This window comes from Neolewinella maritima (genome assembly GCF_923081025.1).
GTDB lineage: Bacteria > Bacteroidota > Bacteroidia > Chitinophagales > Saprospiraceae > Neolewinella > Neolewinella maritima.
This window is the reverse complement of the sequence record NZ_CAKLPZ010000001.1, coordinates 430417-452460: the sequence shown is the minus strand read 5'-3', so window position 1 is coordinate 452460 and position 22044 is coordinate 430417. Positions and strand designations below refer to the sequence as shown.

At 62.3% G+C, this 22044-nt stretch carries 19 protein-coding genes; 10 read left to right on the top strand and 9 right to left on the bottom strand.

The annotated features are described in order from the left end of the window. Window positions 1–8 precede the first annotated feature (8 nt). Window positions 9–1973 carry a DNA topoisomerase (ATP-hydrolyzing) subunit B gene (gyrB, locus tag MJQ68_RS01885; protein WP_238749281.1) on the bottom strand — a complete coding sequence of 655 codons (1965 nt, stop codon included), beginning with the start codon at window positions 1971–1973 and terminating at the stop codon, window positions 9–11. A gap of 329 nt (window positions 1974–2302) precedes the next feature. On the opposite strand from gyrB, the gene MJQ68_RS01880 reads away from it, so the two are divergent. Further along, window positions 2303–2998: an MBL fold metallo-hydrolase gene (locus tag MJQ68_RS01880; RefSeq protein ID WP_238749280.1), complete on the top strand. Its 696-nt coding sequence runs from the start codon at window positions 2303–2305 to the stop codon at window positions 2996–2998. Between the two features lie 4 nt (window positions 2999–3002). Here MJQ68_RS01880 and MJQ68_RS01875 read toward each other — a convergent pair whose 3' ends face one another. Together MJQ68_RS01875 and MJQ68_RS01870 are read right to left on the bottom strand one after the other, a co-directional pair. Beyond that, window positions 3003–3713 (bottom strand): TIGR04283 family arsenosugar biosynthesis glycosyltransferase, encoded by a 711-nt coding sequence (locus tag MJQ68_RS01875; RefSeq protein WP_238749279.1) that lies wholly within the window; start codon window positions 3711–3713, stop codon window positions 3003–3005. A 55-nt stretch (window positions 3714–3768) separates the two neighbouring features. Then, window positions 3769–4956: a class I SAM-dependent rRNA methyltransferase gene (locus MJQ68_RS01870; RefSeq protein ID WP_238749278.1), complete on the bottom strand. Its 1188-nt coding sequence runs from the start codon at window positions 4954–4956 to the stop codon at window positions 3769–3771. Window positions 4957–4991: 35 nt separating this feature from the next. Here MJQ68_RS01870 and MJQ68_RS01865 point away from each other — a divergent pair, with 35 nt between their 5' ends. From MJQ68_RS01865 to MJQ68_RS01850, 4 genes are all read left to right on the top strand, one after another. Then, the gene (locus MJQ68_RS01865; protein WP_238749277.1) at window positions 4992–7241 is read left to right on the top strand and encodes a hypothetical protein; all 2250 of its coding nucleotides are present in this window, start codon (window positions 4992–4994) and stop codon (window positions 7239–7241) included. A 408-nt stretch (window positions 7242–7649) separates the two neighbouring features. Beyond that, entirely contained in the window at window positions 7650–8897 is a 1248-nt protein-coding gene (locus tag MJQ68_RS01860; protein WP_238749276.1) for a PP2C family protein-serine/threonine phosphatase, read from the top strand. Window positions 8898–8969: 72 nt separating this feature from the next. Then, window positions 8970–9920, top strand: coding sequence for a TPR end-of-group domain-containing protein (locus tag MJQ68_RS01855; RefSeq protein ID WP_238749275.1), 951 nt, complete (start codon window positions 8970–8972; stop codon window positions 9918–9920). Window positions 9921–9949: 29 nt separating this feature from the next. Beyond that, window positions 9950–10609 (top strand): CBS domain-containing protein, encoded by a 660-nt coding sequence (locus tag MJQ68_RS01850; RefSeq protein ID WP_238749274.1) that lies wholly within the window; start codon window positions 9950–9952, stop codon window positions 10607–10609. On the opposite strand, the gene MJQ68_RS01845 is transcribed toward MJQ68_RS01850, so the two are convergent. Beyond that, window positions 10606–13425, bottom strand: a complete 2820-nt coding sequence (locus tag MJQ68_RS01845; protein WP_238749273.1) for a TolB-like translocation protein — start codon at window positions 13423–13425, stop codon at window positions 10606–10608. The genes MJQ68_RS01850 and MJQ68_RS01845 overlap by 4 nt on opposite strands. A gap of 171 nt (window positions 13426–13596) precedes the next feature. Between MJQ68_RS01845 and MJQ68_RS01840 the strand changes: the two genes are divergently transcribed. Genes MJQ68_RS01840 through MJQ68_RS01830 form a run of 3 tightly spaced genes read left to right on the top strand, consistent with a single transcriptional unit; the run spans window position 13597 to window position 16953 of the window. Continuing rightward, the gene (locus MJQ68_RS01840) at window positions 13597–15033 is read left to right on the top strand and encodes an ATP-grasp domain-containing protein (RefSeq protein ID WP_238749272.1); all 1437 of its coding nucleotides are present in this window, start codon (window positions 13597–13599) and stop codon (window positions 15031–15033) included. Then, window positions 15030–15989, top strand: a complete 960-nt coding sequence (locus tag MJQ68_RS01835) for an ATP-grasp domain-containing protein (protein WP_238749271.1) — start codon at window positions 15030–15032, stop codon at window positions 15987–15989. Before MJQ68_RS01840 ends, MJQ68_RS01835 begins: the two co-directional genes overlap by 4 nt. After that, window positions 15979–16953: a succinylglutamate desuccinylase/aspartoacylase family protein gene (locus tag MJQ68_RS01830; protein ID WP_238749270.1), complete on the top strand. Its 975-nt coding sequence runs from the start codon at window positions 15979–15981 to the stop codon at window positions 16951–16953. Before MJQ68_RS01835 ends, MJQ68_RS01830 begins: the two co-directional genes overlap by 11 nt. Here MJQ68_RS01830 and MJQ68_RS01825 read toward each other — a convergent pair. Continuing rightward, window positions 16933–17496, bottom strand: coding sequence for a GNAT family N-acetyltransferase (locus MJQ68_RS01825; protein ID WP_238749269.1), 564 nt, complete (start codon window positions 17494–17496; stop codon window positions 16933–16935). The two genes, MJQ68_RS01830 and MJQ68_RS01825, sit on opposite strands and share 21 nt — an antisense overlap. 147 nt (window positions 17497–17643) lie before the next feature. Between MJQ68_RS01825 and MJQ68_RS01820 the strand changes: the two genes are divergently transcribed. Next, window positions 17644–18513, top strand: coding sequence for a hypothetical protein (locus MJQ68_RS01820; protein ID WP_238749268.1), 870 nt, complete (start codon window positions 17644–17646; stop codon window positions 18511–18513). 15 nt (window positions 18514–18528) lie between these two features. On the opposite strand, the gene MJQ68_RS01815 is transcribed toward MJQ68_RS01820, so the two are convergent. Together MJQ68_RS01815 and MJQ68_RS01810 are read right to left on the bottom strand one after the other, a co-directional pair. Next, window positions 18529–19044, bottom strand: coding sequence for a hypothetical protein (locus MJQ68_RS01815; protein ID WP_238749267.1), 516 nt, complete (start codon window positions 19042–19044; stop codon window positions 18529–18531). 55 nt (window positions 19045–19099) lie between these two features. After that, a complete protein-coding gene (locus tag MJQ68_RS01810; protein WP_238749266.1) occupies window positions 19100–19309 on the bottom strand; it encodes a hypothetical protein in 210 nt (69 codons plus the stop codon). A 353-nt stretch (window positions 19310–19662) separates the two neighbouring features. Here MJQ68_RS01810 and MJQ68_RS01805 point away from each other — a divergent pair, with 353 nt between their 5' ends. Beyond that, complete coding sequence (locus tag MJQ68_RS01805; RefSeq protein ID WP_238749265.1) at window positions 19663–20388, top strand: hypothetical protein; 726 nt, start codon at window positions 19663–19665, stop codon at window positions 20386–20388. Here MJQ68_RS01805 and yiaK read toward each other — a convergent pair. Both yiaK and MJQ68_RS01795 read right to left on the bottom strand, forming a co-directional pair. Beyond that, entirely contained in the window at window positions 20370–21392 is a 1023-nt protein-coding gene (gene yiaK, locus MJQ68_RS01800) for a 3-dehydro-L-gulonate 2-dehydrogenase (RefSeq protein ID WP_238749264.1), read from the bottom strand. The genes MJQ68_RS01805 and yiaK overlap by 19 nt on opposite strands. A 20-nt stretch (window positions 21393–21412) precedes the next feature. Further along, complete coding sequence (locus MJQ68_RS01795) at window positions 21413–22039, bottom strand: trimeric intracellular cation channel family protein (protein WP_238749263.1); 627 nt, start codon at window positions 22037–22039, stop codon at window positions 21413–21415. Window positions 22040–22044 lie beyond the last annotated feature (5 nt).

The window sequence follows — 22044 nt, the reverse complement described above, 5'->3', positions numbered from 1 at the left end:
GCGGGGTCCTAGACGTCTACTTTGGCGTACTTGGCATTAGCCTCGATGAAGGCGCGGCGGGGGGGCACCTCGTCGCCCATCAGCATGCTGAATACGCGGTCGGCCTCCGAGCTCTCCTCGATGGCGACCTGCTGCAGCATGCGGGTGTCGGGGTCCATGGTGGTTTCCCAGAGCTGGTTCTCGTTCATCTCACCGAGTCCCTTGTAGCGCTGCACCTTGACCGAGCCGTCGTTCTCGTGGCGGCTGAAGCGGGCGATGGCCTCGCGGCGCTCCTCCTCGTTCCAGCAGTACTGGAACTGCTTGGCGCGGCTCACGCGGTACAGTGGCGGCTGGGCGATGTAGATGTACCCCCCGGCGACCAGGGCGTGCATGTAGCGGAAGAAGAAGGTCAGGATCAGCGTCACGATGTGGCTACCGTCGATATCGGCGTCACACATGATGATGATCTTGTGGTAGCGCAGCTTATCCAGGTTCAGGATCCGCTCGCCGTGCTCCCCCTCCACGATGCTCACGCCCAGGGCGGTAAACATGTTCTTGATCTCCTCATTCTCGTAGATCTTGTGCTCCATGGCCTTCTCTACGTTGAGGATCTTACCGCGCAGCGGCAGGATGGCCTGGAAGGCGCGGCTGCGGCCCATCTTGGCCGTACCACCGGCCGAGTCACCCTCGACCAGGAAGATCTCCGAGCTCTCGGGGTCCTTGTTGGCGCAGTCGGCCAGCTTACCGGGCAGTCCGGTGCCGGTCAGCACGTTCTTGCGCTGCACCATCTCGCGGGCCTTGCGGGCGGCGTGGCGGGCCGTGGCGGCGATGATCACCTTGTCGATGATGCGCTTGGCCTGGATGGGGTTCTCCTCCAGCCAGTGACCTACGCTCTCGCCGACGGCGCGGCTCACGATACCGGTCACCTCGCTGTTGCCGAGCTCCCCCTTGGTCTGCCCCTTGAACTGCGGTTCGGGCACCTTGACCGAGATCACGGCAGTGAGCCCCTCGCGGAAGTCCTCCCCGCTCACCTTGAACTTGAGCTTCTTGAACAGGCCGTTCTCGTCGCCGTACTTGGTGAACAGGCGGTTGACCGCGCGGCGGAATCCGTTGACGTGGGTACCGCCCTCGCGGGTCTTGATGTTATTGACGAAGGAGTAGATGTTCTCCTGGTAGGTCGTGTTGTACTGCATGGCGACCTCTACCTCCACGTTGTCTTCCTTTGACTTCACGTAGATGGCCTCCTCGAGCAGGTCCTGCTTGCCCTCGTCGAGGTACTTGACCATCTCGGCCAGTCCGCCCTCGCTGAAGTAGTCCTTGCGGACGAACTTGCCCTCATCGTCGGTCTGCCGCTCGTCGGTCAGGCTCAGGTGCAGTCCGCTGTTCAGGAACGCCAGCTCCTGCATGCGGCTGGCCAGGGTTTCGAACTTATAGACGGTAGACTCAAAGATCGTAGCGTCCGGCTTGAACATGATCGTGGTACCCGTATGGTCGGTGGTACCTACTTCGTGGACCTTGTTCTGCGGGATACCCTCGCTGTAGTCCTGCTGATACACCTTGCCGTCGCGGTGTACGGTAGCGCGCAGGTGGCTGCTCAATGCGTTCACACACGAGACGCCTACGCCGTGCAGACCGCCCGACACCTTGTACGTATCCTTATCGAATTTACCCCCCGCGTGCAGCACGGTCATGACCACCTCCAGGGCAGACTTTTGCAGCTTCTGGTGCATGCCCACCGGGATGCCCCGGCCGTCGTCTACGGTAGTGATCGAGTTGTCCTCGTGGATCGTCATGTCAATACGGCTGCAGTAGCCCGCCAGGTGCTCGTCGATCGAGTTGTCGACCACTTCCCAGACCAGGTGATGCAGCCCCCGCGTATCGGTGCCCCCGATGTACATACCGGGCCGTTTGCGTACCGCTTCCAGCCCCTCCAGTGCGGTAATATTGCCAGCGTCATAACCCGCTTTCGGGTTCAGCTCGTTGTTCTTTGTCATAGCTACGAAGGTACAAAAATTATGCCAGCTTTCCTAGCATTTTCGGGCCTTCGGAGGGGGTATATCGGGCGCGGTCGCCGGTGCGGTGAACGGGGGAAGATGCGGTGAGATTTGAGCTGTCGTTGGGGGTTCTTTGTGGTAGTCTTACGTGGTACGAACATCTGTCTGATGGGACTATTTTTATGGGTGCTCGCTGCCGGAGGCAGCATCTTACTATCGCTGCCGGAGGCAGCGTTTTACTGTCGCTGCCGGAGGCAGCATTTTACTATCGCTGCCGGAGGCAGCATTTTACTGTCGCTGCCGGAGGCAGCGTTTTACCGATATTCACTATGGCCACCATTCTCCCCAGCTTTATTGCCAGTATGCGTGCCGCCCGTCCGGGCCAGGCCGTAGCCATCGACGAGCGGCTTACCGCGTTCCGGGTGCCTAAGCAGCGCTTCCGTCACGGACAGTCCTACGCCCTGAGCCACGACGAGCGGGTGATCCTCATCGATGCGGTGCACGACGTGACCCGCGATGCCGTGGACCACTACCTCGCCGGCCGCACCCCCGCGGCCCTGCTACTCACCCACGGGGACCTGGTCAGCCAGGCCTTTGGCAGTCCTGGTGAGCTATCCGACTGGCTCGGTGGCGCGCCCGTACTGATCCACAGCTTCGATACGATGAACCGCGATGGCCTGCACCCCCTGGAGACCAACACCCACATCCTGGAAGACCTCAGCATGGCCTACCACCACGTGCCCGGCCACACCCCCGGCTCTACGGCCTATCTGCACCTGCCTACGGGCTACCTCTTTACCGGTGATATCATCGTGGGCAACAATTACGAGAAGCCCACCCAGCTCTTCACCCACGCCCCCATCAGTGATGCAGACTGGGCACTCAACACGGTAGGCTGGCAGGGTATTCCGGCGGCGGGGGTCAAGGCGGTGTTTCCGCTGCACGGTCAGCCCTCCATGGGCCCCAATGCCTTCGGTGAAGCGCTATCGGCGGGACTGGATCGTAAGCGGTTGATGCGGGAGTAGCCGCCTACCAGGGCCGCAGGCGGCGGCGGTACAGACTGATCATCTCCTGCTCCGGCGCCCCGGCCTTGTACATGCGGAATACCTTCCAGTTGGCCAGCTGAACCCGTAGCCAGCTGTTGGCCCGGTACTTGCGGGCTGACACCGTGATGGAGCGCGGAATGACGCGAAAGGGGATCTCCCGCGCCCAGATGCGCTCGATGATGTCGTAGTCCTCCATGATCTGCATCGAGCCGTCGAAGCCACCCAGTTCCCGCCAGGCCGCGCTGGTCAGGAACAGCGACTGATCGCCCCCCCGGCAGGAAAGCGCCCGTGGAATGCGGGTAAAGAAGGCGTTGATGGCCAGCAGCGGACTATCCGAGTCGAAACGGAAGCGGTAGCAGCCCACAGGGTAGCCCTCGTCTACACTGCGCTTGATATCATCGTAGAAGCCGTGGGGCGGACGCGTATCGGCGTGCATGAAGTACAGCACGTCGTACCGCTCGGGCTGCAGCGCGGCGGCCTCGTTCATCTGGGGGGCGCGGCCCCGTTTACTGCATCTCAGGTACTGTACGTCCTGCTTAGTCAGGGCATCCAGCATCTCCGCCGTGCCGTCCGTACTGCCGCCGTCGGCCACGGTGATGGTGCCCCGTCCGGCCAGCTCGCCGGCCAGGTACGGGAGCAGCTGTACGAGGTTCTCCCGTTCGTTGACGACGGGGATGATGAGGTGGAGGCGCATAGGGGGCGTGGATCGGCAGTCGTTCTATAGTACGTAATCGGTTCGCGGCTGGTTTCTAGTCCACCCGGTAATACACCGACTTGAGGTAGCCCCCTTCCGGAAAGCCGATGGGGTGGTCGATGTCGTGGAAGGTCTGTTCCACCAGCTCGTAGCTGCGGCCGCTGCGCTTCATCACCTTTTCTACGGTACTGAAGAAGTCCGCCGCACTCACGCGGGCCGAGCAGGAGCAGGCTAGCAGCAGACCGCCGGGCTTGACCAGGGGCACGGCCAGGGTATTGATGCGGCGGTAGGCATCCAGAGCACCGGGGATCTCCCTTTCCCGCTTAGCGAAGCTCGGAGGATCAACCACTACAATACCGAATTCCTCGCCCTGCTTAGCCAGCTGCTCCAGTTCCTTAAAGGCATCGCCCTCCAGGATCTCATGGCGGGGATCCTCGCCGAAGTTGAGCGCTACGTTGCGCTGTGCCGTGGCCAGGGCCGGACCGCTAATGTCCAGGCTCAGCACCCGGTAGGCCCCGCCCTGCAGAGCGTGTACGCTGAAGCCGCCGTTGTAGCTGAATACGTCCAGTACATCCTGCGCCTTGGCCAGCTTACCTACCCTACGGCGGTTGTGGCGGTGGTCGAGGAAGAAGCCGGTCTTATGTCCACTGACCACGTTAGCCAGGAAGTTGACATTGTGCTCCTTGAAGGTTATCTCCGGGTTTGGGAGCTCGCCGATCAGGACGGTGCCGTCGGACAGACCGGGCCGAGCATCTACCACCCGGGCCAGCCGCAGCACGACCGTGTCAGCCTTAGCCGCCCGCTGTAGGTGGGGCAGCAGCATATCCAGGTACGGAAACCAGACGGGACTGTACAGCTTCACCACCGCTACGCCGGCGTATATGTCTACGATCAGTCCCGGCAGCCGGTCGTTCTCGCCGTGGATCAGCCGGTAGCCCGTCGTGTTCTTTTTGAATAGGGGTGCCCGCAGCTTACGCGCCTTCTCGATGCGGCCGGCGAAGAAGGCTTCGTCGATACGTACCGACTCCCCCTGGTGCAGCACGCGGATGCGGATGGGTGCATCGGGGTCGTACAGGCCTACGCCGATGAATTTATCCCGCTTGCGGTCAAAGACGATGGCCAGGTCGCCGGCCTGGCCGTCGCCCTTCACGGAGTCCACGGAGCCGTCGAACAACCAGGGATGGCCCGAGCGGAGAATACGCTCCCCCTGGGGGGTAAGCTTGGTGGCGAGGCGTTTTGTCATAAAGGGCGGCAAAGATAGCCTTATTTTGGGGCGATATGCCCGAGGTATTGCAGCACCTGCACCGTTCCTTTCCCGTACAGCTCCTGCTGCTGCACCTGCGGACCAATTTCCTGTTGCTGGGCATGTGGCTGCTGCTGTTGCTCATGATCAGCGGCGGACTAGGCGCCCAACTGGGCCTGCAGTACCTCTTCCTCGACCCCGAGTACCTGGGCGAGACCGGTTACTTCGCCTTTCTCATTGTGGGTCTGGCCTTCGGCTTTTTCACCATGAGCTGGAACCTGAGTACCTACCTCCTGCTGGGGGGCTACTTCAATTTCCTGGCCAGTCTGTCGCGGCCCTTCTTCAAGTACTGTATCAACAACGCGCTGCTGCCCCTGGGGGTGCTGCTTACGTACTGCGTGCTGCTCTTTCGCTTTCACTACACCACGGGGCCGGGCGCGCAGGTGCCGGTCCTACTGGGCGTGCAAAGCCTGACGGGCCTGCTCATCGGCTTGGTGCTTAGTCTGTTCATCTACTCGATCTACTTCAACCTTACGAACCGCGACATTACCTACTACACCGGTAGCCGCGAAGCACCGCCCCACCGCGGACCGGGCCGGCGCGGTGCGCTGGGTTACCGGCCGTACCGGGCCACGGCCCTCGGTCCGCAGCTGGTCAATCTGTACGACAACCCCTTCCATGTACGCTTCTACCTCAACAGTCGCCTGCGGATAAAGCGGGTCCGATCGGTAGCCCACTACGAGACTGATCTGCTGCGCAACATTTTCCGGCAGAACCACGTCAACGCGCTGGTCCTGCAATTTGTCACGATCGGCGTACTCATTGCCCTGGGCCTGCTGATCGAGCAGCCCACCTTCCAGATCCCGGCGGGGGCCAGCTTTCTTATTCTGTTCAGTCTGTTCGTATCCATCATCGGTGCGGTCAGCTACTGGTTTTCGGAGTGGCGGGTGACCCTGCTGATCCTCCTGCTACTACTCATCAACTGGCTCACCAGCACCCCCTTCTTCGACCACGGTAACCAGGCCTACGGGCTGGACTATACGATGCGGGCCGAGTATTCCCTCGATTCCCTCCAGCAGTTCTACGCACCCGCCGCCCGCCGCCAGGATATTCGCGCCACCGAAGCTATTCTCGACCGCTGGAAGGCCAAGCAACCCACCGACCGACCCAAGCTGGTCATCCTCTGCGCCAGCGGCGGCGGGCTCACCGCTTCCCTCTGGGCTACCCACGTTGCCCAGTCCATCGAGGCCTGCAGCGAGGGCCGCCTGCTGGAATCTACCGCCCTTATCACCGGTGCCAGTGGCGGACTACTGGGCCTGGCCTACCTCCGCGAAGCCTACCTGGAGCAAAGCACCTTCCCCTTCGAGGGCACCGAGCACCTGGCCCGGGTGAGTGACGACCTGCTCAATCCCGTGGCCTTTTCCATCGTCAGCAACGACATCTTCCTGCCCTTCCGCCGGGTACGCATCGGCGGCCGCTCGTACCGCCGCGACCGCGGCTACGCCTTCGAGCGGGCCTACAACCTGGCTACTGACAACCTGCTCAACCGCCCGCTCAGCGCCTACCGGGAGGTCGAACGCTCCGCGCAGGTGCCGATGCTTTTTGTTACTCCTAGCGTGGTAGAAGATGGCCGCCGCATGGTCATCTCCCCCCAGGGCGTCAGCTACATGATGACCCCGCCCGTCAGCGCCGGCCGACAAGTGCCTTTGGAATTGGACATGGTCGATTTCCGCCGCCTGCTCCACGCCCAGGATGCCGATAGTCTCCGCCTCAGCAGTGCCCTGCGGGCCAACGCCTCCTACCCCTACGTGCTGCCCCAGGTGAGTCTGCCCACCGAGCCGGGCATCCGCCTGATGGACGCCGGCTACCGCGACAACTACGGCATCGCCTCCGCCGCCCGCTTCGTCCACGTCTTCCAATCCTGGATCGACCGCAATACCTCCGGCGTCGTCCTGGTCCAGCTCAGCGCCTTCCGCGAGCAGGGCATCCCGGACGACGGCCACCGCGGCGTCATCTCCGGTCTGCTCAGCCCCCTCGGCGTAGCCGGCAACATCCTCAGCCTCCAGATCCTGGATCAGGAAGAGCTGCTTGCCGGCCTCTACCGCAGCCTTGGCCCCGACCGCTTCCATTTGTTCCGCTTCAACTACCAGCCCAACGAGTCCGACCCCCGCCGCACCTCCGTCTCCCTCCACATGACCGCCTCGGAAAAGGTACAGGTACTGCGTGCCCTCGATAGTCCGGAGCAGCAGCGACGCATTGATGCGCTTCTTCAGGTTTTAGAGTAGGGCGCCTTCGGCTCGGTAGACGCTTCGCTGGTTAGACGCCTTCGGCTGGTTAGACGCTACGCTAGTTAGACACTTCGTTGGTTAGATGCTGTGCGGTAGACCCTTCGGGAGTAGACCGCTTCGCGCGTAGACCCTTCGGGGTAGATGGCCTGACCCGCGCGGCAGCTACCCGCGACAGCGGTCTACCGAGCCGACAGGCGATCTACCCCCAAAGGGGTCTAACCAGCGTAGCGTCTACCAAGCCGAAGGCGATCTACCGAGCCGACAGGCGATCTACCCCCGAAGGGGTCTAACCAGCGAAGCGTCTACCGAGCCGAAGGCGATCTACCAAGCCGACAGGCGATCTACCCCCGAAGGCGATCTAACCAGCGTAGCGTCTAATGAGCGAAGGCGATCTACCTTTACCCCATGCCGAAGCCCATGCCCCGCATCAATCGCCTGGAGCGCGAATTGCACCTGCGCCAACTGCAAGTACGACGCTTGCTGCAGATGACCCAGGCGATCAATAATAATGTGGCGGCCGACGATCTCTTCCAGATGTACCGGGCGTTCCTACGCAGCGAGCTGGGCGTCAACGAGATGGCCCTGATCGTGCGCGAGAGCGAGCACGACGACGAGTGGCAGCTGGCTACCTCCATCGGGCTGGATGAGGCGGAGCTCGCTACGGCCATCGATTACAGTACGGACCTGGCGGAGATCAAGCGGCCGGGCCTGATCGATCGCTACGACCACCCGCTGTTCTCCCACTTCGAGCACGTGGTGCCGGTGCTGCACAAAGAGCGGCCCATCGCCTATATCTTCATCGGCTCGTTTGAGGATGAGGATAATATGTTTGAGCGGGTACAGATCATCACGACGATCAGTAACGTGATCGCCGTAGCCATCGAGAACAAACGGCTGTTCCGGCGGCAGATCGAGCAGGAGCGACTGGAGGCTGACCTGGACCTGGGCGCCAAGGTGCAGGCTATGCTGATCCCCAAGGAGCTGCCCGTCAATGATTTTTACGAGCTCAGTGCTATCTACCGACCCAAGCTGGGGGTAGGCGGCGACTACTTCGACTACCGGGAGTTCGTGGACGGCAAGCTGGTCTTCTGTATCGGTGACTTCACGGGCAAGGGGGTGAGCGCAGCCCTGCTGATGGCCAACTTCCAGGCTAATTTCCATACCCTGATCCGCAAGCGCGGCAACCTGCACGAGTTCGTCACCGAGATCAACGAAAGCGTGTACCGCATCACGGATGGCGAGCGCTTCGTGACCTTCTTCGTGGCGGAGTACGACCGCGAATCTCACCTGCTGCGCTATGTCAACGCCGGCCACCCACCCGCCGTGCTGGTGGGCGAGAACACCTTTCAACTCCTGGATAAGGGCACTACCGTACTGGGTTCCATCGACCGACTGCCGGTACTCGAGGTGGGTGAAGTAAGCCTGCCCCCCCAGGCGCTGATCGTGACCTATACCGACGGGCTGACCGACCTGCAGAGCACCGCCGGCGAAACCTTCGAAGAGGAGATCCTGCACCAGTTTGCGCGCCGACAACACTCGCGATCGGCCAGCTCCTTCAACGCGAATCTGCTGGATAAGCTGGAGGAGTTTCGCCAGGGAGAAGCCTACCCCGATGACCTGACGATTCTGACCTGCCGGATCTTTGGCGACTAAGGGCCGACACGGGGGCGGAAATGTCCCGTAGCGAAGAACGAAATGCGGCCCGCATCCGTTCCCGTTAGTGAGATGAGAGACAAGACGATCGCGGCAATCCTGGCGTTTTTCGGAGGCATCGTCGGCCTCCAGCGCTTCTACCTCGGGCAGAAAGGTATGGGCATGGCCCACCTGTTCTTTTTCGTGCTGGCCCTGTCGGCCGGTCCGAGCCCCTTCACCGTTATGCTGCTGTCTCTGGCCCTGGTGTTCGGCATTGTAGATGCGATCGCTTACCTTTCGATGGACCCCCGAGAGTTCGACCTGAAGTATAATCAACCGGTGACCCAGACCGCGGCGGGCTACGGTCAGGCGCAGACCGGCAACGGACAAGTGCAAAAGAGAACCATCATGAACGATCGCGAACGCCGCTTTCAGGAACGGCAGCGGCAGCGGGCCGAGCGTGAAAAGGAACGCGAACGCCGCGACAAGGAACGCTACAACCAGCGCAGCACGAGCAGCGAAAAAGCTAGCGAAAGCCAGACCAGCCGGCGCGACATCGGACGGGCAGACCGGGAACGTGGCGTACGCTACTTCCGCGAGTACGAATACGAAGAGGCCATCGCCTCGTTCCAACGCGCCCTGGAGAAGAACCCCCGCGACGTAGCCTCTCACTTCAATATCGCCTGCGCCTATTCGGTGGAAGAGGAAGCTGACCGCGCTTTTTACCACCTGGACCGCGCCGTAGCCCTCGGCTTCGACGACTTCGAGCGGATCCGCACCCACGACAGCCTGGCCTACCTGCGCGTGCAGCGGGCCTTTCCGGACTTCGCGCGGCAAAACTTCCGCCTGGCTACGGCCACCGCACCTGCGGCCCCGCCCGCAACCGACGATCCCATTGCAGCCACCGATATGCCGCCCCTCGAAACCCAGGCGCCCGTTCACGACGAGCTGCTCGAACAACTGCAGCGCCTGGCCGCGCTGCGTGAAAAAGGTCTGCTGACCGAACTGGAGTTCGTAACCCAGAAGCGCCGCCTACTGGGTTAGGCCGACCCACCCTTACTTCCCCCCCCCGAATGACCGCTGACTTCCTCCTTACCGACGCTCTCGTGCCTCTGCGTCCCTCCGACACCGGGGAGGAAGCCCTCGAGATCATGAACGAATTTTACATCCGTCACCTGCCGGTGGTAGACCAGGGTAAGCTCGCCTCCGTGATCTCGGAAGACGACGTGCTGGATGCCGACCCGGAGGAGGCCGTGGGCGAATACCGCGTGGCCAAACTGCCCCCTTCGGTGTATCCCGACGATCACCTCTACGACGTGATGCGGCAACTGGTGGACAACAACCTCACGGTGGTGCCCGTCATCGACCGCGAGGGAAGTTACGTGGGTATGGTGACCGGTGAGGACCTGCTGCGCTTCTTCGCCCAGTCGAGCACCTTCAGCAACCCGGGCTCGATCGTAGTGCTGGAGATGGGGCGGCACGACTACAGCCTGGCCGAGATCGCCCGCATCGTAGAGAGCGATAGCGCGATCATTCTGAGCTCGTTCGTGCGCGGCGCGGTCGACTCCAATCAGATCGAGGTGACCCTGAAGCTGAATAGCCAGAGCATCGCCGGCGTGATCGCCACCTTCGAGCGCTTCAACTACGTGGTCAAGGCCAGCTTCAACGAAAAGCAGCTACAGGATACCCTGAAGGAGCGCTTCGATAGCCTGCTGAACTACCTCAACGTCTAGAAACTGCCCGACAGCAACAGTCGGAATTGCACATCCTGCTCGTCATTCGAGAAGAGATCGCGGTCCAGCCGGTAAGCACCCTCGACCCCGACGGTAATGGCCTGGGTGTTCAACCACACGTTGTCGAAGTACAGCTGCCCCCCCACACTCTGCTCCCGAAACCCGCCGCCGGCAAAGGCGTCAATGGTGAACCGGCTGTAATCGTAAAAGGCGTTGAGCCGGACGCGCTTGAAGTAGGTGATGCCCAGCAAGCCGATGTCGGGGTAAAGTAGCGGCAACTGGTAATTCACGCCCAGGCGGTACACTCGGTCGTTGAGGGGGGCTGAAAAGCCGCGCGCGTAGCGGAATAGATCGGGGTACTGGTACAGGTTTTCCGCCTGCTCGCGCTGTAGATCTAGGTCCAGACGAATACCGTGGGTCAGAAACGCACCCGGCAGGTAGGCGGAGCTGCGCAGGAGGAAGCGCGCCCCCGCCGCCCCGTCGCCCAGGGCACGGTCGTACAACAGGGCGGCGGTCATGCCCCAGCGGGGCTGCACCTGGCGGACGGCCGTGCGCTGGAGTACGCGGAAGTTGAGTCCCGCCGTCAGATTGCCAAAGCTGCGGGGCAGCCGGCCACTCTCTCCGCCACTGGGATCTATATAGGTGAAGCCCAGGGAGGGCGTCAGACCGGTGACGAAGTTGCCGCTTACCCACTCCAGGGGTAGCCGCAGGGTGGGTCCGAATGCCACCTCGGAGAATTCCTGGCGGAAAACCCGAAAGCTATCGGTGCGGGATTCCTGCACGAGGGTGTTGCGGTCGCGGTAGCGGCCGGAGAGCTCGATGACGGGGAATAGTCCGCCGTAGGTCGCCGTAGCCCCACCGGAATAGCGGGCCTCGTTGATATTGTACAGGCCGTCTAGCGCTAGCTCGGCCGTATTTAAGGCGTTGGCGAATTCGACCCGCACGCCGGGGGTGACGTAGCTGCCGTTGAACGACCAACTGTGCAGCTTGATGCCGCCCAGGGTATTGCTGAAGTTCTTCACCGGGTAGTTACCTGCTTCTACCTTAGACAGCAGATCGGTAGCCTCAGCAGCGAAGGCTTCCGGACGTTCGAAGAAGCTCGGTGCGGACGGTAGGTCGACAGCGCCACCCCCCTCGTCCGGACTAAGCGTAAGCAGGTGCAGCCGCTCCCCCCGCGGCGTGGGGCTGGCGTAGTAGAGCGTCGATCCGGACAGTCGCGGATAGTAGGCCCCTACCGCCACGTTGGTAAGTTGCTCTTCCCGGCTGGTGACCGGGTCGAGACGGTGCACATTGTCCACGCCGCTGCGGCCGTTGGTGAACAGCAGTTGCCCCGTCTCCGTCACCGAAAGCATGTCGATAGGTTCACGACTCGGCGGGCGCAGGGTGCGCACGGCATCCGTATCCGTGTCCCAGGCAGCGATGCTTATTCCCGTTGCAGCCTGACCGAGAAAGTACACGGTCTGGCCAGCGGGTGCGAAGCGGGGCCAGGCTACGGTAGTATACTGGACCGCGCGGCTGTTGATAACCTCCCCGCTCGTGGCGTCGAGTAGCCGCAGTTCGGGGTTCCGGGCCAGGGGATCGAAGTATACGGCTACGATGCGGCGGCCGTCAGGACTCAGAGAGGCCGAAAGGTAGTGGCCCCCCTCGGTCAGGACGTGTTTTTCGCCGGTACCAAGGTCGTAGCGGACGATCTCCGAGTAGTTCTGATTGGTGTAGCGGGGATCCTGGCGGTACTCGGTCCACAGTACGTCGCTGCCGCCGTCCAGCCACGGTTCCCGCTGGATGCCGATCGTCGTGATCACCCGATCGGGATTGCCGACTTCCACCAGCGCGGGCAGCTGCCGGTAGCTCGTGCGTAGAGCTAGTAGCCGCCCCCGTGCGTCGACGAAGGGGAAGCGGTAGTCGCGGATGTCGCCACGGTCGGACTGCTCGACTGGTAGCCCCTCCACCAAGGCTCCCCGGGCAACCAGCGCACTGTCCTGTAGCTGCTCGAGTTCGGCCATGGTGGTGAGGTACAATTCGCGGGTGGTTAGTCCGGTCTCCCGCTTCAGGGCACGGCTGAAGGGGTACAGCAGGCTGCGGTAAGCTGCCCCCTCGTGGAGTACGCGCCGCCAGACGTCGTTGCCAAACTGCTGGCGGGCATAGGTGAGCAGGGCGTAGCCGTAGCGGTAGTGGTCGGGCACCAGGTCACGGAAGCTGCCGTTGCGCGCCTTGGCGTAGCGGTATACCCGGTTCCGGCCGAGCAGGGCGCGCAGGTCACCGCTGAAGGCCGGCGTACGACCGCGGCCGGCTGCGCTGAAGGCGGTCTCGGCGATCACCGCATCGCCCTCGCTGAACCAGTTCGGCGTGGCGATACCCGACAGCACCGCCCAGCCGGTCTGCCCCTGTAGCAGGGCGGCTAGGCCGGTGAGGCCTCGCCGTTCGTTGCTGGTCTGCTGCACGTGGCGAAACTCGTGGAGGGTGAGCAGATCCACCCAGTCGGTCTGGCTGAGCAGGCTGAAGCTCTGGGGCGGGGTGACGTAGAATTCCGAACGGAACGGCCCCAGTCCTACGTAGCCGTTGACCGTCATATTGGGCGTCTGGAGCACCAGGTCGATGTCGTACAGCTTCTCCCCTACGCTGCGGGAGTGCCCGGTGGCCAGCGTATCGATGAGAGCGGCTACCCGCTGCGCCCGCTGTTCGTAGCCGGCCGGAAAGATGATACGGGCCTGCGCGGTGCGGAGTTGCTGCCAGTCGACCTCCGGGGGGTGCAGGCCGATCCCCTGGGCCGAGAGTACGGATACGCAGAGGCACAGGGCGGTCAGGAGCAACTTCATGGCACAAACTTAACCGGCCAGCACATTTTCCCGGCTGCTTTGGTCAAACATTCCGTCCTTTGTCGCCCTATTAGACTAGCCCCTTACGTTTCCTCTCCCCTAGCATATAACTAGCAGCGTAATGCTGCCCCACCCTCCCGGTGAACTGCCCCGCCAAATCCTACCCCGTACATGCGTAATTCTACCACCTCCGTCTCGCCGGGTAGCTTCAAGGCCGAGGCCCACTGGTACCCCAAGGCGCTCAACGCTACGATCCACCCCATGGTCAGCTTCTTCCTGAACCTGGACCGCGAGCGGATCGTAAGCCGCTACTGTCACCTCAACCCCCTGGTAGATCCCGACGGACTGCGCGAGATTCTGGCTTACCAGTGCAAGTACTTTCTCTGGGGTGGGGCCGATCTCATCAACGCCACCACCGCCCAGGGTCGCCGCCGCATGGTCATCATTGAAAACAACTCCTGCCCCTCGGGCCAGAAGTCGATGCCGCTGCTCGACGACCACCAGGAGGAAGGCAGCTACCGCCTGCTGGTCGAGCGCACCTTCCGGCCCTACGTAGAGCGCCGCGGAAACAAAAAAGACGGCCGCCTGGCCGTGATCTACGACAAGAACCCCATGGAGTCCAGCGGCTACGCAGCCACCATCGCCGATGTATTTCAGGAGGATGTACTCTACATCAGCGACTACTACGGGGCCGACGAACGCAAGCTGAAGGTCGAAAACGACTGGCTCTACGCCCTGCACGAGGGGGAGTGGGTACGCCTGCGCGCCGCCTTCCGCTACCTCACGCAGCGGCCCTGGACGCGGCTGCCCCTCAACTGCAAGACCCGCATCCTCAACCCCATCGTCACCTGTCTGGCCGGGGGCCGCAACAAGATGGTAGCTGCCAAGGCCTACGATTTCTACAACGGCGAGATTAGAAAGTGGGGACTCAAGATCCACACCCCCGAAACCATCTGGGACGTAAGCCGCAACGAGATCCCCCTCTGGGTGGCTAAGCTGGGCGGACAGGCCGTGGTCAAAGTCCCCTACTCCAACGCGGGCCAGGGCGTGTACACCATCACCAACCAGGGCGAGCTCGATGCCTTCATGGCCGAGCCCATCGACTACGAGCGCTTCATCGTGCAGAGCCTGATCGGCAACTACGGCTGGAGCTCGACGGGCGGCGACGGCAAGTTCTTTCACGTCGGCACCATCCCCGACAAGAAGGGCCGCACCTTCGTGAGCGACGTACGGCTCATGGTCAGCAGCACCGCTTCCGGCATCCGTCCGCTGGCCTGCTACAGCCGCCGCGCCGAGCAGGCGCTGTCGGATCAGCTCGACGCCGGCACCGACTCCTGGGCCATGCTGGGCACCAACCTCTCCGAAAAACTGGCCGACAACCAGTGGGGCTCGGACACCAACCGGCTGCTGCTCATGGACCGCCGCGACTTCAACAAACTCGGCATCGGCCTGGACGACCTCATCGAGGCCTACATCCAGACCGTACTGAGCACCGTAGCCATCGACAAAATGGCCACCAAGCTGTTTAACTCCAAGGGCAAATTTAGCCTGCGGCTGTTCTCCAGCCTGAACGACGATCCCGTCCTCCTTTCCGAAATCCTCGCATGAGCGCGCTTTCCTTCCTGGTACTGACCGACCACAGCGGTCACAGCGACCAGAATTCCGTCTACTCCCTCGTCAGCACCCTGGCGGCCGATCCGCGCTGCAAGTATGTCGACATCGCCAGCCGGGGTAATCCCAAAAATGCCCCGTTTTTCCAGGGGGCGCGCACGCAGGTGCAGGGCTTCCGGGTGAAGGGCAAACTACAGTTTCAGCCGAGCGGACGCCAGTTTCTGGAAGATACTCACCCACTCGACCCCCAGGCCTACGACGTGATCTGGCTGCGCCTGCCCCACCCGGTATCCGCCGTATTCTTCGACGCGCTGGCCGACTACAACAGTGGGGCGGACGCTCCGCTGTGCATCAACAACCCGGAGGGGATCGAGGTGACCGGCGATAAGTCCTTCCTGCTCAATTTCCCGGAGTGGACACCACCCATCCGGCTGGTGCGCAACGCGGAGGAAGCCCGGGAGTATGCCCGTCACTTCCCCCTCGTCCTCAAACCCCTGCGGGCCTACGGTGGCAACGGTATCCTGCGGGTGAACGGACCGGAGGACGTCACCGGGGCGGACTTTAGCACGCCGTACCTTGCCATGAAGTTCCTGCAGAACGTCAGCCAGGGCGACAAGCGCATCCTGGTCGTGAACGGCAAGATCCTGGCCGCTTCCCTGCGCCTGCCCGCACCCGGACAGTGGCTCTGCAACGTGGCCCAGGGCGGTAAGTCGATCGGCGCCGAAGTAGCTCCTGAGGAGCACGCTATGATTGAGGCGATCGCCCCCGAGCTCCTGCGGCGCGGCATCTGCTTCTGCGGCGTGGACACCCTGGTGGCCGACGACGGCCGGCGGGTGCTCTCGGAGCTCAACACCCTGAGCATCGGCGGCTTTCCGCAGGCGGAGGCCCAGACCGGCCGGCCGATCCTACAACAAACGATTGACGAACTATTCAGCTACTGCTATGACCACTAATACCGAAGCCCCCACCATCCTGAGCCTCTCGGAGGTCGATCAGCCGGCCGGCACCATCCGCCGGTACTGGCTGCGCATCATCAGCGACGGACTGGGTGAGCCGGTACGCATCCCCATTCTCGTGGCGAAGGGCAAACAGGACGGACCAACCCTGGGCGTCACCGCGGCGGTACACGGCGATGAGCTCAATGGTATTCGCGTGATCCAGCGCTTGTTTTCCGATCTCGACGTGGAAGAGCTTACCGGTACCATCATCGGGGTGCTGGTGGTCAATATTCCGGCCTTCCTGCGGCAGACGCGCGTCTATACCGACGGCTTCGATCTCAACCATGTGATGCCGGGTAAGGAGGACGGTCGGGCCAGCGAGGTCTATGCCTTCCGGCTCATGGACCGGATCATTCAGCACTTCGACTACCTGCTGGACCTGCACACCGCCAGCCGCGGACGGGTGAACAGCTACTACGTACGGGCCGATATGTCGCACGAGATCACCCGCCAGCTGGCCATCCTGCAGAATCCCCAGTTGATCGTCCACAACCCACCGAACGACAAGACCCTGCGCGGATCGGCCGATGCGTTGGACATTCCCGCCATTACCCTGGAGGTAGGTAACCCCGGAGTGTACCAAAAGAAGCTGATCCGGAGCGGTATCGAAGGCATTCACAATGCGCTGAGCTACCTGAAGATGACGCAGGACGAGATCATTCAGCCTTCCTCCACGGAGTCAGGGCCTATTCTCTGTAAGCGAAGCTACTGGATTTACACCCACACCGGCGGTCTGCTGACCGTAGAAGTAGATCTGCTGGCCGAGGTCAAAAAGGGTGACCTGATCGCCAGTCAGCGCGACGTATTCGGCACCCTCAAGGAGCAGTACCTGGCACCAGAGGACGGCGTAGTGATCGGCAAGAGCACTATGCCCGTGAACCGCAGCGGCGGCCGCGTCCTACATCTGGGCATCGTGTAGCGGCAGCGCCACCCGGTACATGCCCCGCATACTGGGGTACAGCAGCGGCATATCCAACTGTACGTAGGCCGATTCGGTGAAGCCCAGCTGCTGGTAGAATGCACGGGCGGCGGGCGCCTGCTCCATGGTATCCAGCCAGAGCAGTTCCTGTCCGCGGGCACGGCGGGTAGCGATCACCCACTCGATGACCGTGCGGCCGATGCCGCGGCCGTGGACGCGCTGGTCGAGGTAAAGCCGGTGCAGCTTGCTGGCCCGTCGTTCGGGCTGCTCGGGCAGCGGCTGATGGTCTACGACGCGGACGATACCCACTACGTCGCCTTCCCAGCGGATACTGCAGTAAAGGGTGTCCGCTACGCTAAGCTCCCCAGCGAAGTGAGCGGGATTGTAGAGGCTACCGACGTACCAGCGGCCACCGTCCGGCCAGAAGTTATGGTAGGCGGGTGGGTAGATACGGTGCATGAGCTCCCAAATTCCGGGCTGGTCAGCGGGCGTGAGGGTGGTGAGGGACAGCTGCTTGCTGATGGGAATAGTGCTGGGGGGCATAGGGCATCGGTATCGCAGCGGTAACCCCCTTACGCACCGCTTGGATGTGTGGTGTAGTGTGATTTTCTCTTACTCGGATCAAGCCCGCCCAGTGGGAAAGCAAACTTTCGTCCGCCCCGGGTGTCCTCACACCCTTAACTAGCTACTATGCGCTACCTCACCCTCCTCTCCTTTCTCCTGCTTCTGGCCTGTAGTCCAGATACCGAGCCTACTGCTGAAGTAGTGGTCGAAGAAACCAGTACTCCCCATGCGGAGCGGATCGCCGCTGCTACCGAACGACTCGGCACCAGCGCCCCCGCCCAGCAGGTACTACGGGCCATCAACGCCATGGGCGGACTGGAAGCCTGGTACGGCAACGGCGCCCTGTACTACCACTTCAACTACCGGCCCCTGGACGGAAGTACGCCCCGGGACACCTACATCACCAACGACTACCTGCGCAGCCGCGCGGTACACCAGCTGGCCAGCGATACGACGGTGCGCTACGGCTACGACGGTACGGATGCGTGGTCGGCCGACGGCGAAAAGGTAGAGGGAATGAGTCCGCGCTTCTGGGCCTTGACACCCTACTACTTCGTGGGCCTGCCCTTCGTGCTGGCCGATGAAGGCATCAACTTCGAAGCCATGCCCGCGGCCGATCTGGACGGCACCACCTACGATATGGTGCGCGTGACCTACGCCCAGGGTACGGGTGATGCGTCGGAGGACTACTACGTACTGTACCTGCACCCCGAAACCGGACAGCTGGATGCGCTGCGCTACGTGGTGTCTTACCCCGGCTTCTTCCCCGACGGCGGCAGCACCCCCGAAAAGCTGATGGTGCTGACCGGGAAGACCAAGGTGGACGGGCTGAGTCTGCCCACCGGCTACACTACGTACATGTGGAACGACGGCGAGGTGAGCGAACCGGTGACCGAGATCGAGGTGACGGACTATGCCTTCCGCAGTCTGGCCGATGACTTCTTCGATCGGCCGGCCGACGCACAGGTGTACAACGACCTCCCGGATAGCGAATAACTTCCAGGTCCTGTTCTACTGATCTGCCTGCCCGGTCACGAACTGTCCGACCCGCTCCATGTAAGCGGCCACCTCGGCTTGCTCCGCAAAGTCGCCGAAGTAGCTGCGGTACGCACGGCCCTCCCCTACCCCTACGAGCGGACAGCTCCCGTCGTAGGCCAGGGCGGGGCAGTTGTCTGTCTCCTGCAATTGGGCGAAGGCCTCCTCGGGAAAGCTAGTAGCAAGATCATTGGCCTCGGCCGGGGCGGGGCCTATACGCTCCCAGTTGGATTCGTCTCCGGCCGGGTCATCGGAATTGAAGGCGTAGTCCGGATCGTTGGTGCGCAGGCCGGCGTAGGCGCTGCGGTAGAGGATACCGTCCTTGAGGCGCAGGTAAGTTTCTGCGCCGTGGCCGCCGCGGGTGCCGAATACGAAGGTGGTGGTAGTGCTGGCGGAAGGCGCTTCATCCGCAGCTACTGTAGGCAGGGTGCCAGGAGACGAGCAACCCAGAATAAATAGAATGAAAACGGTGATCAGGTGCACGGATTGCATAAGGCATTTCGGTTAGGTGGTACCTTCCGAAAACCGTAATGCGGGGCGAAGTTTACTACCGCAGGTAGACCGCGTGGTTGCCGCTATGCTCACCAGCGACTCGGGGTAGCGCGGATGGCGCAGCGAGACTATCGGTGGATACCGGTGCGTGGTCTTCTACGATCACCATATTGGGGACGTCCGTAGCCGGGGGCTCGGGTGCGTCGGTGAAGGCCGAAGCGCCATATAGCGCCAGAATGATCAGGGCAAATAAATACTGGTTCATGAGGGAGAAACTAAGGGTAATGCGGGCCAAAAGACCCCGTATTACATATTCAACGATGGTAGAAAAAGACTTAGTATTTCATTAACAGTCTGCTGAATGGAGTAGAATGAGGGGTCATCCGATCACGGCTGGCCGCAATACGCTGTAATTCCCGTGCTCGATACTTGTGATCGACGGTGGTAGATTCTATAGGCTGGATGTGAAGATCTACGTTTACGCGCAGTAGGGTGAAGGAGCAGTAGACGTGGCTTAAGTATGGCCGCAGGGTGAGCGCCGGGGGCGGGATCGGCCGTTTGTTTACCACCCACCCAGCCCGTAACTTAGGAGCCTTACGCGTTCAAACCGATCATGCCATGCTTACACGCTACACACTACCGTTCTTGCTGCTCGCCGTCCTCTTCGCCCTGCCCCTGCCCCCCCTGCTGGCGCAAGACGAGATCGCCGAGCCGGTACTACTGCGCGAAGGCGCGCGGGTGAGCCTGTACTTCCTGTCCGATAGCGCGGCCAATACCGATACGATGACCGCGACCGACGGAGCGCCGATCTACCACCTGAAGGGCGAACGCGGACAGTACGAAGGCCGCCACCTGCTGCTACAGGTACTGCCCGATGGCAGTGCCCAACCCAGCGAAGTACTCACCTCCGGAGAGGCCTTCGATCAGATCCTGAACAACACCTACGAGATCATCGAAACGGGTGAGGACGTTACCCAGCACTGGCTGAGGCCCGGCGCGATCCTCGGTCTGCACCACGTACGGCTGAAGAGCGACGTGGACGAAGCCGAGTTCGAGCGCTTCATCCACAATATGTGGTCACCCACCCAGTCGGATGCCCTGCCTGATTCTAAGATCATCTTCCTGCGCGGCATAAGCGGGGAGCGCAGCGGCGACTTCAGCTTCATGTGGCTCATCGACTCCGAGGAGACACGCGACTACTACTTCCCGCAGTCCGGCGAGCCCTCGCAGATCTACCAGGATTTCGAGCGCGGCTGGGCCTGGATCAACGACGACGAGCACCTCGGCAAGTACGTTGATAACAGCCGTGGTGACGAGTTCACGGATTATATCGTGGTGCGCTGAGCCAGGTCCGTGACCTCGCGCCAGACCTCCATGCTCACCGCCATGCCGTGGGCTAGGTTGTGCTGCATGTTCTGCAATGCACGCTCCCCCGGATAGTAGGTGCGCTGCCCTTCCCGCAGGGGGGGGCCACTGTGGTTGTAGTCGACGATCTCGTCGAGTAGGCGCTGCTGTAGGTCGCGGTCGTGAAAGCGTGCGGGGTCGATGCACAGAAAGACCTGGGAGACGTCGGTCTCGTGCCCCCGCTGTCCGATCCGGTAGGTAGAGTTGCCGGCGGAGAGCAGGGTGGCCAGCATATCGAGTACCATGGACAGTGCCGAGCCCTTCCAGTACCCGATGGGCAGGGCGCGCTCGCTGGCGATGATGTCGGCGGGGGTGGTGGTCAATTGACCCTGCGCGTCCCAGCCGCCGGGGAAGGGTAGTTCCTCGCCCCGGAGCCGGTGGGCGTTCAGACCGCCGAAGGAGAACTGCGAAAGGGCCATATCGAGGACTACGTGGCCGCCCGCGCGGGGTATAGCGATGATCAGGGGGTTATTGCCCGTACGGGGATCGCGCCCGCCCCAGGCCGGCATATTGTGTGTGGTGTTAGTGAACAGGATGCCGATGCAGCCCGCCGCTGCCGTCCGCCAGCCGTAGGTACCACCGCGCATCCAGTGGTTGGTGTTGCGCAGGGCCACCAAGCCCATGCCGTGCTCCCGGGCCAGCGTGATGGCGCGATCGGTGCAGTGGAGGGCGTTGAGTACGCCGGGACCGGAGTGGCCGTCGTACCGCTCGATGCTGCCGAAGGTCGCTACCCGCGCGGCCCGGGCGTCGGTGTCGACCAGGCCCCGGCCAATGTAGTCGATGAACTTGGCTACCCGGTCGATGCCGTGGGAGTTGACCCCGTACAGGGTGCTTTCGGTGTGGACGCGGGCAAGGGTAGCGGCGTCGGCGTCGGTGAAGCCGTGCAGGGCGAACACCTGGCGGAGCACCTCGGTCATCTCCGCGGCCTGGATGGTGACGGTCATGGGGGGGTTGGGTAAGGCGCTCAGTTCAGGGAGCGCGTGAGGAAAGACAGCGACCACTTGCGTTTAACGGCGAAGAAGCGGATCAGGAAGACCACCGCGATGGCGATACTCATACCCGCCTCGTCGCCCAGCCAGGAGTCGATCAGCAGAAAAACGACGGCACCCAGCAGGCAGGCCGAGGCGTAGATCTCGCGCCGGAAGATAAGCGGCACCTCGCCGGACAGCACGTCGCGGATGACGCCCCCGAAGGTGGCCGACACCACCCCCAGCATAACGGCGATGAGGGGGGAGAGCCCGAAGGACAGGGCCTTCTGCAGACCGAGAATAGTGTAGAGCGCAATGCCGATCGTATCGAACAGGAACATTCCCTTGCGCAGCTTACCGATCTGAGGGTAGAGCAGTACGGCAAATGCCACCGCCCCGATCACCAGGTAGACGTACAGATTACTCAGCATCCAGCTGACGGGTGTGCTGCCGATGAGCAGGTCGCGCAGCGTGCCGCCGCCGATGGCCGTGACGAGTGCCATGAGGAAAATGCCGAACACATCAAACTTGCGCCGGATGCCGGCCAGGGCACCGGACACGGCAAACACCAGGGTACCGGCATAGTCGATGAAGGGGATCAGGTAGTCGATGGGGCCGGGCATTTACG

Coding starts and splice junctions, on each gene's coding strand:
- gyrB (WP_238749281.1), bottom strand. CDS start 1,973: ATGACAAAGAACAACGAGCTGAACCCGAAAGCGGGTTATGACGCTGGC.
- MJQ68_RS01880 (WP_238749280.1), top strand. CDS start 2,303: ATGGCCACCATTCTCCCCAGCTTTATTGCCAGTATGCGTGCCGCCCGT.
- MJQ68_RS01875 (WP_238749279.1), bottom strand. CDS start 3,713: ATGCGCCTCCACCTCATCATCCCCGTCGTCAACGAACGGGAGAACCTC.
- MJQ68_RS01870 (WP_238749278.1), bottom strand. CDS start 4,956: ATGACAAAACGCCTCGCCACCAAGCTTACCCCCCAGGGGGAGCGTATT.
- MJQ68_RS01865 (WP_238749277.1), top strand. CDS start 4,992: ATGCCCGAGGTATTGCAGCACCTGCACCGTTCCTTTCCCGTACAGCTC.
- MJQ68_RS01860 (WP_238749276.1), top strand. CDS start 7,650: ATGCCGAAGCCCATGCCCCGCATCAATCGCCTGGAGCGCGAATTGCAC.
- MJQ68_RS01855 (WP_238749275.1), top strand. CDS start 8,970: ATGAGAGACAAGACGATCGCGGCAATCCTGGCGTTTTTCGGAGGCATC.
- MJQ68_RS01850 (WP_238749274.1), top strand. CDS start 9,950: ATGACCGCTGACTTCCTCCTTACCGACGCTCTCGTGCCTCTGCGTCCC.
- MJQ68_RS01845 (WP_238749273.1), bottom strand. CDS start 13,425: ATGAAGTTGCTCCTGACCGCCCTGTGCCTCTGCGTATCCGTACTCTCG.
- MJQ68_RS01840 (WP_238749272.1), top strand. CDS start 13,597: ATGCGTAATTCTACCACCTCCGTCTCGCCGGGTAGCTTCAAGGCCGAG.
- MJQ68_RS01835 (WP_238749271.1), top strand. CDS start 15,030: ATGAGCGCGCTTTCCTTCCTGGTACTGACCGACCACAGCGGTCACAGC.
- MJQ68_RS01830 (WP_238749270.1), top strand. CDS start 15,979: ATGACCACTAATACCGAAGCCCCCACCATCCTGAGCCTCTCGGAGGTC.
- MJQ68_RS01825 (WP_238749269.1), bottom strand. CDS start 17,496: ATGCCCCCCAGCACTATTCCCATCAGCAAGCAGCTGTCCCTCACCACC.
- MJQ68_RS01820 (WP_238749268.1), top strand. CDS start 17,644: ATGCGCTACCTCACCCTCCTCTCCTTTCTCCTGCTTCTGGCCTGTAGT.
- MJQ68_RS01815 (WP_238749267.1), bottom strand. CDS start 19,044: ATGCAATCCGTGCACCTGATCACCGTTTTCATTCTATTTATTCTGGGT.
- MJQ68_RS01810 (WP_238749266.1), bottom strand. CDS start 19,309: ATGAACCAGTATTTATTTGCCCTGATCATTCTGGCGCTATATGGCGCT.
- MJQ68_RS01805 (WP_238749265.1), top strand. CDS start 19,663: ATGCTTACACGCTACACACTACCGTTCTTGCTGCTCGCCGTCCTCTTC.
- yiaK (WP_238749264.1), bottom strand. CDS start 21,392: ATGACCGTCACCATCCAGGCCGCGGAGATGACCGAGGTGCTCCGCCAG.
- MJQ68_RS01795 (WP_238749263.1), bottom strand. CDS start 22,039: ATGCCCGGCCCCATCGACTACCTGATCCCCTTCATCGACTATGCCGGT.